At 44.4% G+C, this 14,599-nt stretch carries 12 protein-coding genes and 1 pseudogene; 7 read left to right on the top strand and 6 right to left on the bottom strand.

Annotated features, from left to right (window positions below):
• Positions 1-365: 365 nt before the first annotated feature.
• Positions 366-512: an IS1/IS1595 family N-terminal zinc-binding domain-containing protein gene (locus BN35_RS14375; RefSeq protein WP_081675949.1), complete on the top strand. Its 147-nt coding sequence runs from the start codon at positions 366-368 to the stop codon at positions 510-512.
• A gap of 75 nt (positions 513-587) precedes the next feature.
• On the opposite strand, the gene BN35_RS12140 is transcribed toward BN35_RS14375, so the two are convergent.
• The 3 genes from BN35_RS12140 to BN35_RS13330 all read right to left on the bottom strand — a co-directional run bounded on the left by BN35_RS12140 (position 588) and on the right by BN35_RS13330 (position 1,937).
• Positions 588-1,007: a plasmid mobilization protein gene (locus BN35_RS12140; protein WP_025064849.1), complete on the bottom strand. Its 420-nt coding sequence runs from the start codon at positions 1,005-1,007 to the stop codon at positions 588-590.
• A gap of 345 nt (positions 1,008-1,352) precedes the next feature.
• Positions 1,353-1,664 (bottom strand): helix-turn-helix domain-containing protein, encoded by a 312-nt coding sequence (locus tag BN35_RS12135; protein ID WP_044071569.1) that lies wholly within the window; start codon positions 1,662-1,664, stop codon positions 1,353-1,355.
• A gap of 3 nt (positions 1,665-1,667) precedes the next feature.
• Positions 1,668-1,937, bottom strand: a complete 270-nt coding sequence (locus tag BN35_RS13330) for a helix-turn-helix domain-containing protein (protein WP_081675947.1) — start codon at positions 1,935-1,937, stop codon at positions 1,668-1,670.
• 401 nt (positions 1,938-2,338) lie between these two features.
• Between BN35_RS13330 and BN35_RS13835 the strand changes: the two genes are divergently transcribed.
• Complete coding sequence (locus BN35_RS13835) at positions 2,339-2,728, top strand: hypothetical protein (protein ID WP_169337617.1); 390 nt, start codon at positions 2,339-2,341, stop codon at positions 2,726-2,728.
• Here the strand turns inward: BN35_RS13835 and BN35_RS12125 are convergent.
• The 3 genes from BN35_RS12125 to BN35_RS12115 are packed head-to-tail and all read right to left on the bottom strand — an operon-like array spanning position 2,682 to position 5,695.
• Positions 2,682-3,149 carry a DUF1896 domain-containing protein gene (locus BN35_RS12125; RefSeq protein ID WP_025073241.1) on the bottom strand — a complete coding sequence of 156 codons (468 nt, stop codon included), beginning with the start codon at positions 3,147-3,149 and terminating at the stop codon, positions 2,682-2,684. The genes BN35_RS13835 and BN35_RS12125 overlap by 47 nt on opposite strands.
• 52 nt (positions 3,150-3,201) lie before the next feature.
• Positions 3,202-4,470, bottom strand: coding sequence for a site-specific integrase (locus BN35_RS12120; RefSeq protein WP_044071567.1), 1,269 nt, complete (start codon positions 4,468-4,470; stop codon positions 3,202-3,204).
• 4 nt (positions 4,471-4,474) lie between these two features.
• The gene (locus BN35_RS12115; protein WP_044071574.1) at positions 4,475-5,695 is read right to left on the bottom strand and encodes a site-specific integrase; all 1,221 of its coding nucleotides are present in this window, start codon (positions 5,693-5,695) and stop codon (positions 4,475-4,477) included.
• Positions 5,696-5,984: 289 nt separating this feature from the next.
• Between BN35_RS12115 and BN35_RS12110 the strand changes: the two are divergent.
• The 5 genes and pseudogenes from BN35_RS12110 to BN35_RS12090 all read left to right on the top strand — a co-directional run.
• Positions 5,985-7,550: pseudogene (locus tag BN35_RS12110) on the top strand (helicase-related protein); the annotation flags it as partial.
• Between the two features lie 656 nt (positions 7,551-8,206).
• A complete protein-coding gene (gene tet(Q), locus BN35_RS12105; RefSeq protein ID WP_004371707.1) occupies positions 8,207-10,132 on the top strand; it encodes a tetracycline resistance ribosomal protection protein Tet(Q) in 1,926 nt (641 codons plus the stop codon).
• A complete protein-coding gene (locus BN35_RS12100; RefSeq protein WP_004371708.1) occupies positions 10,132-12,450 on the top strand; it encodes a hybrid sensor histidine kinase/response regulator in 2,319 nt (772 codons plus the stop codon). Before tet(Q) ends, BN35_RS12100 begins: the two co-directional genes overlap by 1 nt.
• Positions 12,443-13,765 carry a sigma-54-dependent transcriptional regulator gene (locus tag BN35_RS12095; RefSeq protein ID WP_004371709.1) on the top strand — a complete coding sequence of 441 codons (1,323 nt, stop codon included), beginning with the start codon at positions 12,443-12,445 and terminating at the stop codon, positions 13,763-13,765. Before BN35_RS12100 ends, BN35_RS12095 begins: the two co-directional genes overlap by 8 nt.
• A 279-nt stretch (positions 13,766-14,044) precedes the next feature.
• Complete coding sequence (locus tag BN35_RS12090; protein WP_004371710.1) at positions 14,045-14,458, top strand: dihydrofolate reductase family protein; 414 nt, start codon at positions 14,045-14,047, stop codon at positions 14,456-14,458.
• Positions 14,459-14,599 lie beyond the last annotated feature (141 nt).

The raw sequence follows: 14,599 nt of genomic DNA, 5'->3' as shown, positions 1-14,599 counted from the left end.
ATTAACATTATAGTCAAGGATAGTCTTATTACCCAATATAGTTATACTTACAAGCCCAATATGTCTGACATCATTATTTCATATACATGTGTATTTACTTATGATAAAAATAATCGAATAGTAAAATTAGAAAAAATATATAGACGACACTATGAAACAAAAGAAATTATATATGAAAACAAATAACACATGATTTTTGGTAATGTTCCAAATTGGGACTTGTCAGAATAACTACTTAATAATCAATTTTGTTCTAAATAATTAGGTATAAAGGCAGGAAAAGACTCTCTTCCTTTTGTTATATTTGTAACCCCAAACAAAGAAAAGTGAATATACGATAACGCTTCGGCACTTTACGCTCCAGATTGGGAGTTGAGTTTCAATGTCCGCATTGCCACTCAAACAATATTATCAAAAGTGGTAAAAGTAGTACAGGTAAACAACGCTACCGATGTAAGAATTGCCAGAACAGTTTTATTACCGTCTACAACATACAAAGCCTATCTTCCTAACATTGATAACTGACCAAAGATGGATTGGACAATCACAGCACGATACTAACGTTGGGTGTTATGATTTATCAGCATTCATTCTTGACTTCTCTCAAGGGATTTTGTCAGTTGCACTACTTGATGTAGGAATCTGATGAGAAGTTGGGAATAAGTTTCGAGTTTATCCAGTATTCGTTGCGCAGTGGCGACAGAATGATAAGTATTGAGAGCTTTCACGGCTTCGTTGTATAGCACGCCTATCTTATGAGTCATGGCAACGATTTCGGAGAGTTTCTCCAAGTAAGGCTCTTTTGCAGGGTCTTGGGTAATGACCTTAAAGGCTTCACCTAAAAGTCTTGCTCGGACAAAATCGCTTTTCGTTTTTGCTCCCGACTTTCGGTAGAGTCTGATAAGCTTCTGCTGGTCTTCAGAATTAGGTATCCTGATGTGCCATCTGTCCCATCTTGGGCAGGTGGCACATCTGCCGTCTGGCTTCTTTTGTTTCTGCTTTTTCATTGCTTTCTAATCACGACTTTGAAGTGATTTAATCCCCTTTCGGGGCAAGGGGCTTTGTGGTACAAATGGCAATTTGTGGTACAAAGACACACCTTGCCAGTATAAAGAAAGAGATAGTTTGTTATGTTCCATAAAGTAACCTTTCTGGGGTGCTTTTGATAGACGAGAGTTCAAAGTTCAAGAAGTAAGTCAAGAGATAAGTTTAGACTAATTTCTTGACTTACTGACTTTATGAGCTGACATATTTTTGACTAAAGTTAATTTTGACTTAGGTCGAAACTAATTTCTTGACCAAAGTCATAACTGACCATTTGACTTAAGTCGCGACTGAGTTCTTAACTTAACTCATAACTTACCTGTTTGCGGTATTGGATTATAATGCCTTTCAAGCATAGCTTGTATGTCGCTCTGCCTGTAGAGTATCTTTCCTCCGATTTTGAAATAGGCAATCGTGCCATTGTCCCGATAGTCCTGAAGTGTGCGAGGACTCAACCGTAAAAGTTTGCACACCTCCTCGCCTGTCAGGTAAACCTCTCCACCCAACATCGGACGGGCAGTAGCGCAATACCGCTCCAATTTCTTCAATATTCCTTCCATCAGTTGTGAAAACAACTGCATCTGAGGGTCTTGCTGTGTAATGATTTCGTTCTCTGCCATAGTTTATTCATTTTTTGAGTTCAGTATCTCCATGATGTCGCTTTCTTTGTAATAGCACTTATGTCCAATCATTGAGAAAGGGATTTTCCCCGTATCTCTATATGATTGCAGGGTACGTTTGCTGATGCCCAAACGCTTGCACACGGCTTCGTTGTCAAGCCATTCGTCCTTTTCGGGCGGATTGCCGATGAGTTGTTCGATACTGTGGATAAAGTCTGCAAATTCGGAGCAGTGCCGCTCCCACGCTTTGCGGTCGATGATAATGAGTTTCATTGCTTTCTTTTTGTTTTGATTACTTTATTGTTACTCGGCAAACAAACTGTTATGCAGTCCATTGCCGTACTTATCGAGTGCAAAAGTAAACCCTCGGAAGCACCGCTGCAAGAAATGAGGAAAAGCAGGGAAATAGAGAGAAAACAAGAGAAAAGACCAAAGGAGATCCATCTGTGTTATTGCGGTAATGAGATGAGGTGCCGGCTCGTTCCTTTTATCACATAGCAATTATTCTTTCAACAGTTCGATAGTTCGACAAATCGATATGTAGAACTATCGATAGATAGTTTTATCGATAGATTATTTTGACGATATATAGTTTTGACAACAGATAGTTTTGACAACAGATAGTTTTGACAACAGATAGTCATGACAACAGATAGTTTTGACAACAGATAGTCATGACAACAAATTGTACAAACAACAGATTGTCCGTATTATCGTCAGTCCTATCTGTTGTTGGTTGTTACGCCTTGCGTCCAAAGAGCCTGAGTATGCCGTATTCTTGTCGTGCCTATCTCTCTACGGCAGCCCTGCCCTGCAAGGTTGGGAGAGATGAATACGACCGCACGGATATTGAAAATGGCAATACAAACTTGAAAAGAAAAATCCTGCGGTGGAGATTCTTCTCTCCATCCGCAGGACTTGACCTTGTCAGGGCAGATTGGCTGCCGTTGTACCTTTGCACGATAAGAAACGGCATCAGGGACTTTGCGTGTGCCTTTGCTTACAACGCCTTTGGGCTTACCTCTCCGTCTGACCGATTATTGGCAAATGATTGCTCTTGGTAAGCAGCACTATCGTGCCTGTGAGTTCGGTGTAAAGACGGTCGTATTGCTCGTCAGAAGCAAATGTGTCCGTCAAACCGAACTTGTCGAATGTGGCTTGAATAGCCTTATTCGACAACAATATAGGTACGAGTTTCTCTGGGAGAGGTGCATGCAGTTCCCTTTCAAACTCATTCTCAAACACGGATACAAGCGTATCATACTTGGAAAAGTGCAAGCCTTGATACAAAACCTCGCTTGCCATGCTTTCCGCTTCGGGGTGCGTGAAACCTTGTGTCACGGCATCGCAGTAAGCTGTGAGAGCCATATCTGCCCGTGCAGTGATAAACTCCTTATCTTTCAATCTCTCAGGGTGATGCTCACTCATGTAACTTCTTAATTTCAATCGAAAGTAAGAAAGTTCCTGTTTGTTGTTCTTTTTCATAATCATTTGGTTTTCAATCGTGAATAATAAATGTTTGGTAATTACTTCCTTTTTATGCGTGTTGCAGTGGCACGTTCTGCCGTGCTATCGACTCACAATAACCTTCAAATACAGTATGCTCCCTGTCTGTGAGTGCAGTCATATCCTCCTGTATCTTGTGGTCGGTTATCTTTCCGTAGATTTGTGTCGTACCTATATTGCTGTGTCCGAGTATCTTGCTGAGCGTTTCCATCGAAATACCATTGGATAGGCATATCGTGGTTGAGAATGTGTGGCGAGCCATGTGAAAGGTCAAGCCCTTATCTATCCGGCATATCTGCCCGATGTTCACACACGCAAAGGATGCTTTCCTTATTGTGAGATTGGGAAATATCAAGTCGTCCGCTTTCTTGTCCTTGATATAGAGCGAAAGGATTTGTTTGGCAATAGGCAGGAGCGGAATAATCGCCTCTACATCCGTTTTCTGCCTTTTGATGCGTATTTCCTCCGTGCCGTCAGCATTATGGGTGATATGCTTCGGTTTGAGCCGTTGCATATCCACACGAGCCAAACCGGTGAAGGCGCAGAAAATGAAGAGTTGCCTTGCTCGCTCGAACTGTTTGTCAATGATGGGCGTTTGCAATACTCGTTGCAGCTCCTCCGTAGTGAGATAACGCCTTGTGCGGTGTGGAAGTTCTGCTTTGTAGTCTGCAAACGGATCAATGCGGATATACTTCTTCTGCTGACCTATGCCGATGAGTTTTCTAAGGAAGATGACCACTACCTGAATAGTGGCAAGAGAGAGGTTGCGTTCTGATTTGAGATAGAAGTCCATTCCCTCAATAAAGCCATAGTCCAACAGGGAGTAGCGAATATCCTCCAGCCCTAAGCGTTCACGCAGATAAGCCTCTATGAGTTGTGTGGCGTAGATGTAATTAGCAAAGGTAGGCTTGGCAATCGTCAGTCCTACGCATGGACGCTTTTCCTCAATAAATAGTCGGGCTTCCTCCAAAAGAAAGCCTTTGGGATTGTCCTCTTCCATGAGTTCACGTTTCAACAACTCGGCAGTGATATAGCCACGTTGCCAAACTAATTCTTGGTATTTGCCTTTGGCTTGTTCCTCTTTGGTTTGCAAGTAGCGGTTGATTTCCTTTGTCTCTTCGCCTATACCCTTGCATCGTCCCTTACGACTGTCCCAAAGCTCGGGAGCGATTTCCTTTCTCGTGCTGTATTGCACTTGCTCTCCGTCTATGGTGATGCGTCCCATAATCGGGCATTTGCCGTTCTTTTTTTCTTTTGAGCGATTGATATAAAAGAGTGTATTGAATGTACTTCGAGCCATAATGTCAAAGTTTTAAGGTGAATGTATCTTGTATTCGCTGCTGTATCGCTTGCATATCCCGATGGATTCTTTCGGAGGAAACCGCTGCATATACCTGTGTCGTTCTCAGGTTGGTGTGTCCGAGCATACGGCTCACCGTTTCGATAGGAACGCCTGCCGAGAGCGTGATAAGCGAAGCAAAGGTATGGCGAGCCATGTGGAAGGTTAGCGGAGTTTCCATGCCTATGTTTCGTTGTATGTAGTGCATACCATTGAGGACAATGTCGGTGGTCGGCACGTCAAAGACAAAGCCCGCCCTTATCCCTCTATAACGATTCATGATAGTCAGCGCAGGGGGAAGCACCTGTACACGATACGGGGTCTTGGTCTTCATGCGTCTGCCCTTGATGCAGAGTTTGCCTTCTTCCAAGACAATGTTTTCCTCTCTCAGATTGCGGACATCGGAGATAGCCAGTCCTGTGAAGCAGGAGAAGACGAACAAATCACGGACAATGCGGTAGTTTTCCCACTCAATCTCCAAGTCAATTATCTTTTGTAGTTCGTCTTGCGTAATGCTTCTCGGTTCGCCTTTTGGTCGCTCGTAACTGTAGCCCAAGAACGGATAGAAGTCCAGCACGCCTTTCTTCACCGCCATACGGACGATGGTCTGCAAGGTGGACAAGGTACTCAATATGCTGCTGCGTTTCAGTTTTCGGTCAATGGTGAGATAATACTCGAAACCCTCGATAAAGGCTTTGTCCAACTGTGAAAGGGGAATATCGCTTACTTTATGTTTTTTTTGCACATACTCACGGAGCAAGGAGAGCTGGTAGGTACGAAGTTTGAACGTCTTTAAGGCTCGGTCGATGCCTATGCGCTCCTTTGTCTGTGTGAGATACTCCCCGAAACTCTCCAAGAGCAAGGCTTGACAGTGGATTTGCCCCTGATAGGCATCCCTCACATCGGTGGCGGTAAAGGATTCTTCTCTTTCACAGAGTTCGTGAAAGCGTGTGTGGATAAGTGCGGTGCATTCACCAAGTTTCTGATTGACGGACACAGCCATGCTGCTCTTGCCGATGAGCCTTTGCTTACGACTGTCCCAAAGAGTAAGCGGAGTTTTGCATTTGGTGGAGAAGCCCGAATGGGTTCTGCCAACGGAGATTCGCCCGATGACAGGCACAAGTCCTTTCTTGTCGGTTCGTTTCGCCTGAACGAAGAACGATACTTTGAGTTTGTTTTCCTTCATTTTTTTCTGTCGTTTTTTCAAAATTTCCTTTGCTTGCAAAGGTACAGATGAACAAGTATTCCTGAGCGATGCAGAAAAATGAAAGATGAAGAATAAAAACCTATGATACAGTTGTTTACCTTCAATTCGTAACCCCTTTTTGCTTTTTCCTTGATGGGTTACGATTTGGTAACGGAACTCCTGCCGTTTGATGCTTCCTTTCGCCTAACTCGATAATGGCATAAAAATGCTAAATGATGATATTTCAAATAGTTACATTCCTTGCTTTTCCCTCTGTTTCCCTTGATTCTTAACAACTGATTATGCTCGAAAAATGGCACTCGACATGCGCATGATAGACCCGAATTATGAAGACCATCCCGACAACAAGGCGAGCCACTGTGCCAAGATGATCGCGGAATATTACCAAAAATACGACGCGCAAAAGGGAACGCAGTTCGTTTTCTCGGACTTGGGGACATATCAGCCGGGCGATGGGTGGAACGTCTATTCGGAAATCAAGCGCAAGCTGACGGAGGACTACGGCATACCGCCAAGCGAGGTGCGCTTCATTCAGGAGTGCAAGACCGACAAGGCGCGGAAGGCGGTGATAGACGCCATGAATGCCGGAACGGTGCGTGTGCTGTTCGGCTCCACCTCCATGCTCGGAACGGGTGTGAATGCGCAGAAAAGGTGTGTGGCAATCCATCATTTGGACACACCGTGGCGGCCATCCGACCTGCAACAGCGTGACGGACGCGGAGTTAGGGCAGGAAATGAGATTGCCAAGCATTTCGCCGGGAACAACGTGGATGTAATCATCTACGCGGTGGAGAAGTCACTGGACAGCTACAAGTTCAACCTCCTGCACTGCAAGCAAACTTTCATCTCGCAGCTCAAAAGCGGTGCTATGGGGGCGCGTACCATCGACGAGGGGGCAATGGACGAGAAATCGGGCATGAACTTCTCGGAGTACATGGCGTTGTTATCCGGCAACACCGACCTTTTGGATAAGGCGAAACTGGAGAAGCGGATCGCATCGCTCGAAGGGGAACGCAAGTCGTTCAACAAGGGCAAGCGTGATTCGGAGTTCAAGCTGGAGTCAAAGACCGGCGAGTTGCGCAACAACACGGCTTTCATAGATGCCATGACGGAGGACTGGAACCGCTTCCTGTCGGTGGTGCAGACCGACAAGGAGGGCAACCGCCTTAATATAATTAAGGTGGACGGTGTGGATTCCGCCGATGAGAAGGTTATCGGAAAGCGTTTGCAGGAGATAGCGAAAAACGCCACTACGGGCGGGCTTTACACGCAGGTCGGAGAGCTTTACGGTTTTCCGATAAAGGTGGTGAGCGAAAGGATACTCAAAGAGGGATTGGAGTTTACCGACAACCGTTTCGTGATAGAGGGAAACTACAAGTACACCTACAACAACGGGCATCTGGCGCTGGCTGACCCGTTGGCTGCCGCCCGCAATTTCCTCAACGCGATTGAGAGGATACCCTCAATCATCGACCAGTATAAGGCGAAGAACGAGGTACTGAAAAGGGAGATACCGCAGTTGCAGGAGATAGCTGGCAAGGTGTGGAAGAAGGAGGACGAGTTGAAGCAGTTGAAGTCCGAACTTGCCGCCCTTGACCGCAAGATACAGCTGGAGCTTGCGCCGCCCACGCCCGAAGTCGCCGAAAAGGAGAACGAGGGGCAACAGGTCAAACCGGAAGCGGAAGATGTGCGGAACAGGCAGGTGCAATATCCCGAAAATGCACCGCCGCAGATACGCAGTCCGGCGGATAGTATCGTTGCCAACCATGTCATAATCGGGCGTCCAGGACTGTATGCCAAGGAGGAAACCCGGTCCAAAGGATTGAAAATATAACCTTAGGAATTTTATCTGAAGTATTAATAAGGGCTATCCCAAAAGGTCTAAAAGTAAATTTTATCCTTTCTGCAAGTATCTGTAGGATGGCAACTGCATTTTTTTCTTTTTGGGCAGCCCTTATTAAAATTTATTCTTATTTTAGGTTATATACATTCATGTTCATTTATGTAAAAAATCCTGCTGACCTTGTTTATGTCTTGTCAGTCACCATTTGCAAAACCATATTTGACCCTCAAAGAGGCTGAATTTGATAAGCAACTTGCTACATACTCATAATAAGGAGCTAAATAGAACACGAATGGGAAATACTCAAATGCCAAACTAAAGAAGATATTGGCCAAAATAAACGTTATACCGAGAGAGAAACTTGATTTTTCAACTTCCTAAAACGGTGTTGTTCAAACATTTCTACTTATTTGTACTTGCCAGTTGAACCTACGCTTCCCTAATAAAATGTCTATGGTAAAAAGTTAAAAAATCCTCCCACTTTTGTTAGATATATTTTTTTGTGTAATTTTGTAATCGTTATGCGGCAGTAATAATATACATATTAATACGAGTTAGTAATCCTGTAGTTCTCACATGCTACGAGGAGGTATTAAAAGGTGCATTTCGACAATGCATCTATTGTAGTATATTATTGCTTAATCCAAATGAATATTATAAATTTAGGAATTCTTGCTCACATTGATGCAGGAAAAACTTCCGTAACCGAGAATCTGCTGTTTGCCAGTGGAGCAACGGAAAAGTGCGGCCGTGTGGATAATGGTGACACCATAACAGACTCTATGGATATAGAGAAACGTAGAGGAATTACTGTTCGGGCTTCTACGACATCTATTATCAGGAATGGTGTGAAATGCAATATCATTGACACTCCGGGACACATGGATTTTATTGCGGAAGTGGAGCGGACATTCAAAATGCTTGATGGAGCAGTCCTCATCTTATCCGCAAAGGAAGGCATACAAGCGCAAACAAAGTTGCTGTTCAATACTTTACAAAAACTGCAAATCCCGACAATTATATTTATCAATAAAATTGACCGTGACGGTGTGAATTTAGAGCGTTTGTATCTGGATATAAAAACAAATCTGTCTCAAGATGTCCTGTTTATGCAAACTATTGTCGATGGATTGGTTTATCCGATTTGCTCCCAAACATATATAAAGGAAGAATACAAAGAATTTGTATGCAACCATGACGACAATATATTAGAACGATATTTGGCGGATAGCGAAATTTCACCGGCTGATTATTGGAATACGATAATCGATCTTGTGGCAAAAGCCAAAGTCTATCCGGTACTACATGGATCAGCAATGTTCAATATCGGTATCAATGAGTTGTTGGACGCCATCTCTTCTTTTATACTTCCTCCAGAATCAGTCTCAAACAGACTTTCAGCTTATCTCTATAAGATAGAGCATGACCCCAAAGGACATAAAAGAAGTTTTCTAAAAATAATTGACGGAAGTCTGAGACTTCGAGACATTGTAAGAATCAACGATTCGGAAAAATTCATCAAGATTAAAAATCTAAAGACTATTTATCAGGGCAGAGAGATAAATGTTGATGAAGTGGGGGCCAATGATATCGCGATTGTAGAAGATATGGAAGATTTTCGAATCGGAGATTATTTAGGTGCTAAACCTTGTTTGATTCAAGGGTTATCTCGTCAGCATCCCGCTCTCAAATCCTCCGTCCGGCCAGACAGGCCCGAAGAGAGAAGCAAGGTGATATCCGCTCTGAATACATTGTGGATTGAAGACCCGTCTTTGTCCTTTTCCATAAACTCATATAGTGATGAATTGGAAATCTCGTTATATGGTTTGACACAAAAGGAAATCATACAGACATTGCTGGAAGAACGATTTTCCGTCAAGGTCCATTTTGATGAGATCAAGACTATCTACAAAGAACGACCTATAAAAAAGGTGAATAAGATTATTCAGATCGAAGTGCCGCCCAACCCTTATTGGGCCACAATAGGGCTGACTATTGAACCCTTACCGTTAGGGACAGGGTTGCAAATCGAAAGTGACATCTCCTATGGTTATCTGAACCATTCTTTTCAAAATGCCGTTTTTGAAGGGATTCGTATGTCTTGCCAATCTGGTTTACATGGATGGGAAGTGACTGATCTGAAAGTAACTTTTACTCAAGCCGAGTATTATAGCCCGGTAAGTACACCTGCTGATTTCAGACAGCTGACCCCTTATGTCTTCAGGCTGGCCTTGCAACAGTCAGGTGTGGACATCCTCGAACCGATGCTCTATTTTGAGTTGCAGATACCCCAATCGGCAAGTTCCAAAGCTATTACAGATTTGCAAAAAATGATGTCTGAGATTGAAGACATCAGTTGCAATAATGAGTGGTGTCATATTAAAGGGAAAGTTCCATTAAATACAAGTAAAGACTACGCCTCAGAAGTAAGTTCATACACTAAGGGCTTAGGCGTTTTTATGGTTAAGCCATGCGGGTATCAAATAACAAAAGGCGATTATTCTGATAATATCCGTATGAACGAAAAAGATAAACTTTTATTCATGTTTCAAAAATCAATGTCATCAAAATAATGGAGCGGTCAGGAAATTTCTATAAGGCAATACGGTTGGGATATATACTTATCTCCATTCTTATCGGATGTATGGCATATAATAGCCTCTATGAATGGCAGGAGATAGAAGCATTAGAACTTGGCAATAAAAAAATAGACGAGCTCCGAAAAGAAATAAACAATATCAATATTCAAATGATAAAATTTTCTCTATTGGGTGAAACAATACTGGAATGGAACGATAAAGATATCGAGCATTACCATGCACGGCGTATGGCAATGGACAGTATGCTCTGCCGTTTCAAGGCCACCTATCCAGCAGAGCGCATCGATAGTGTGCGCAGTCTTTTAGAGGATAAGGAACGACAGATGTTCCAGATAGTCCGGTTAATGGATGAACAACAATCTATTAACAAGAAGATAGCCAATCAAATTCCGGTTATTGTGCAGAAAAGTGTGCAGGAACAGTCCAAAAAGCCAAAACGAAAAGGTTTCTTGAGCATCTTCGGCAAAAAAGAGGGAACGAAGCCAACGACAACAACGACTACGCTCCGTTCATCCAATAGAAACATGGTCAACGAACAGAAAGCGCAGAGCCGTCGATTGTCAGAACAAGCCGATAGTCTTGCTGCCCGTAATGCAGAACTTAACAGACAACTGCAAGGATTGATTTGCCAAATCGAAAAGAAGGTACAATCTGATTTACAAAATAGAGAAAGCGAGATAACAGCCATGCGTAAAAAATCATTTATGCAGATAGGCGGCTTGATGGGATTTGTTCTTTTGCTGTTGGTCATTTCCGATATCATCATACACCGTGATGCAAAGAACATTAAACGATACAAACGCAAGACAACGGATTTGATCGAGCAATTGGAACAGTCCGTGCAACAAAATGAGGTACTCATAACCTCCCGAAAGAAAGCGGTACATACTATTACCCATGAGTTGCGTACACCACTGACGGCAATAACCGGCTATACCGAACTTTTGCGGAAAGAATGCAATAGCGGTAATAATGGGCAATATATCCAAAATATACTGCAATCCTCCGACCGTATGCGGGATATGCTCAACACTTTGCTTGACTTCTTCCGCCTGGACAACGGCAAGGAACAGCCCCGTCTGTCACCCTGCCGGATTTCTGCAATCACGCACACACTTGAAACGGAGTTCATGCCTGTTGCCGTGAACAAAGGGTTGTCCTTGTCCGTGAAGACTGGACACGATGCCATTGTATTGACCGACAAAGAGCGAATAATACAAATCGGGAATAACCTGCTGTCAAACGCTGTCAAGTTCACAGAAGAAGGCGGTGTTTCTTTGATTACTGAATATGACAATGGAGTTCTGACACTGGTCGTTGAAGATACAGGTACAGGCATGACAGAAGAGGAACAGAAACAAGCGTTCGGTGCGTTTGAACGTCTATCAAATGCCGCCGCAAAGGAGGGTTTCGGGCTTGGGCTTGCCATAATGCGTAATATTGTGTCGATGCTTGGCGGAACAATCCGTTTGGACAGCAAGAAAGGGAAAGGCAGTCGTTTCACAGTTGAAATTTCTATGCAGGAAGCTGAAGAACAGCTTGGATATACAAGCAATACACCTGTTTATCATAACAATAAATTCCATGATGTTGTCGCCATTGACAATGATGAGGTATTACTTCTGATGCTGAAAGAGATGTATTCCCAAGAAGGAATACACTGCGACACTTGCACCGATGCTGCGGCACTGATGGAAATGATACGCCAGAAAGAATACAGCCTGTTGCTGACAGACTTGAATATGTCCGGTATAAACGGTTTCGAATTGCTGGAACTATTGCGTTCGTCCAACGTGGGCAATTCACCAACAATCCCGGTGGTTGTGGCAACCGCTTCGGGCAGTTGTAACAAAGGGGAACTATTGGCAAAAGGCTTTGCCGGATGCCTGTTCAAGCCGTTCTCCATATCGGAGTTGATGGAGGTTTCCGACAGGTGTGCCATAAAAGAAACACCGGACGGGAAACCGGATTTTTCAGCCTTGTTGTCCTACGGCAATGAAGCCGTTATGCTGGAAAAGTTGATGACGGAAACCGAAAAGGAGATGCAGACAATACGGGAAGCGGCAACAGAAAAAGACCTGCGAAAGTTAGATTCCCTGACACACCACCTGCGTAGCTCATGGGAGATACTCCGTGCTGACCAACCGTTGAGGGAACTTTACAGATTGCTTCATAGCGATGTAATCCCAGATGAAGAAGTGTTAAGCCATGCCGTGATCGCCGTGTTGAACAAGGGAGCGGAAATAATCCGGTTGGCAGAAGAGGAAAGGAGAAAATACGAAAATGGATAAGACAAAAATAATTGTGGTGGAAGACAACATCGTGTACTGCGAGTTTGTCTGCAACATGCTGTCACGGGAGGGCTACCGTACCGTGAAGGCTTACCACCTGTCAACAGCGAAGAAACATCTGCAACAGGCGACGGATAATGACATCGTGGTTGCCGACCTGCGCCTGCCTGACGGTAACGGCATAGACCTCTTGCGCTGGATGCGAAAGGAGGGAAAGATGCAACCTTTCATTATCATGACAGACTATGCCGAAGTGCATACCGCAGTGGAAAGCATGAAGCTCGGTTCGATAGACTATATCCCCAAACAACTTGTGGAGGATAAACTTGTCCCTCTTCTCCGTTCCATACAGAAAGAACGGCAGGCGGGACAATCCCGTATGCCCGTGTTCGCCCGTGAAGGTTCCGCCTTTCAGAAAATCATGCACCGCATAAGGCTGGTAGCAGCAACCGACATGAGCGTGATGATATTCGGAGAGAACGGCACGGGCAAGGAACATATCGCCCACCACCTGCACGACAAGAGCAAACGTACGGGCAAACCCTTCGTGGCGGTTGACTGCGGTTCACTCTCAAAAGAACTTGCGCCGTCGGCATTCTTCGGACACGTCAAGGGAGCGTTTACAGGTGCGGACAGCACCAAGAAAGGGTATTTCCATGAAGCGGAAGGCGGCACGTTGTTTCTGGACGAGGTGGGAAACCTCGCGTTGGAAACCCAACAGATGTTGCTCCGTGCCATACAAGAGAGGCGGTATCGCCCGGTTGGTGACAAATCGGACAGGAGTTTCAATGTCCGCATCATCGCCGCCACCAACGAGGATTTGGAAGTAGCGGTGAATGAAAAGCGTTTCCGACAGGATTTACTCTACCGCTTGCATGACTTCGTGATAACCGTGCCGCCTTTGCGTGACTGTAAGGAGGACATCATGCCGCTTGCGGAGTTCTTCCGCGAGATAGCCAACAAGGAACTGGAGTGTAATGTGAGCGGTTTCAGTTCCGAAGCCCGAAAAGCGTTACTGACCCACACATGGCCGGGCAACGTGCGGGAACTTCGGCAGAAAGTTATGGGTGCTGTATTGCAGGCGCAGGAAGGTGTTGTCATGAAAGAGCATCTGGAACTTGCCGTGACGAAACCGACCTCTACTGTCAGCTTCGCCTTGCGCAATGACGCGGAGGATAAGGAGCGGATATTGCGTGCGTTGAAACAGGCAAACGGCAACCGGAGTGTCGCCGCCGAACTGCTCGGAATAGGCAGGACAACACTATACAGCAAACTTGAAGAGTATGGACTTAAATATAAATTCAAGCAATCATAGCCTGTAATTCACTGAATTTGGCTATCTTTGCATAACATTTGAGAAAAACGGCGATTGGCAGGAGCTTTTCGCCGCCAACATATAGGATAAGACCGCAAGGCGTTTCAAGCGAAAATCTGGTAAATTGGAACTACGGAGACGATTGCGTGATGCTTATGCTATGCTTACGCATAGCGTGCATTCACGTACTCTCCGTAAAGGCTTTACCAGAGCCATCGCTTGAAGGTAGTGTGAATTGCACGCTACTTTTTTACCCTTGCCTAACGAAAAGAAACGATTATGGGTAAAGTTCAGATTCTCGCTGTACTGACGATGGACGGATGTCTTTCTTCAGAGTTATATGATAAAACACATCAGGATTTGTGCCTTGACCGTTGCGGTCTTGATGAAATCAGGAAGAAAGCCCTTTACCGTGTGACACCGGACTATTCCATTTCAATGCTGCACGAATGGAGAAAAGACGGCACAAACATCCGTTACCTCGCGGAAGCCACACCGGATACGGCAGATTATATAAACGGACTACTGCGTATGCACGCTGTGGATGAAATCATACTATACAACGTTCCTTTCATTTTAGGAAGTGGGCGGCATTTTTTCAAATCGGCTCTGCCAAAGCAACACTGGACGCTTTCCTCTGTGAAAAGCTATCCTAACGGTGTATGCCGAAGTATCTACACCCTTGACAAATAAGCAAGACAGCCAAAATGTACGGCAGTCATACAATTTTGTTTTCGGAAATAGAAGAAATGTTCTGATTATGAACAATTTAATCCCGTATAAATTCATTCCTTTGGAAAAATATTGAATTTTATACCACTGAATTCCAGCACC

Origin of the sequence: Hoylesella timonensis 4401737 = DSM 22865 = JCM 15640 (genome assembly GCF_000455445.1) — a bacterium.
Lineage (GTDB): Bacteria > Bacteroidota > Bacteroidia > Bacteroidales > Bacteroidaceae > Prevotella > Prevotella timonensis.
Note: the sequence above shows the minus strand (reverse complement) of the source record. Positions and strands in the feature narration are given on the sequence as shown.

Coding starts and splice junctions, on each gene's coding strand:
- BN35_RS12140 (WP_025064849.1), bottom strand. CDS start 1,007: ATGAAAAAGCAGAAACAAAAGAAGCCAGACGGCAGATGTGCCACCTGC.
- BN35_RS12135 (WP_044071569.1), bottom strand. CDS start 1,664: ATGGCAGAGAACGAAATCATTACACAGCAAGACCCTCAGATGCAGTTG.
- BN35_RS13330 (WP_081675947.1), bottom strand. CDS start 1,937: ATGAAACTCATTATCATCGACCGCAAAGCGTGGGAGCGGCACTGCTCC.
- BN35_RS13835 (WP_169337617.1), top strand. CDS start 2,339: ATGACAACAAATTGTACAAACAACAGATTGTCCGTATTATCGTCAGTC.
- BN35_RS12125 (WP_025073241.1), bottom strand. CDS start 3,149: ATGAAAAAGAACAACAAACAGGAACTTTCTTACTTTCGATTGAAATTA.
- BN35_RS12120 (WP_044071567.1), bottom strand. CDS start 4,470: ATGGCTCGAAGTACATTCAATACACTCTTTTATATCAATCGCTCAAAA.
- BN35_RS12115 (WP_044071574.1), bottom strand. CDS start 5,695: ATGAAGGAAAACAAACTCAAAGTATCGTTCTTCGTTCAGGCGAAACGA.
- BN35_RS12100 (WP_004371708.1), top strand. CDS start 10,132: ATGGAGCGGTCAGGAAATTTCTATAAGGCAATACGGTTGGGATATATA.
- BN35_RS12095 (WP_004371709.1), top strand. CDS start 12,443: ATGGATAAGACAAAAATAATTGTGGTGGAAGACAACATCGTGTACTGC.
- BN35_RS12090 (WP_004371710.1), top strand. CDS start 14,045: ATGGGTAAAGTTCAGATTCTCGCTGTACTGACGATGGACGGATGTCTT.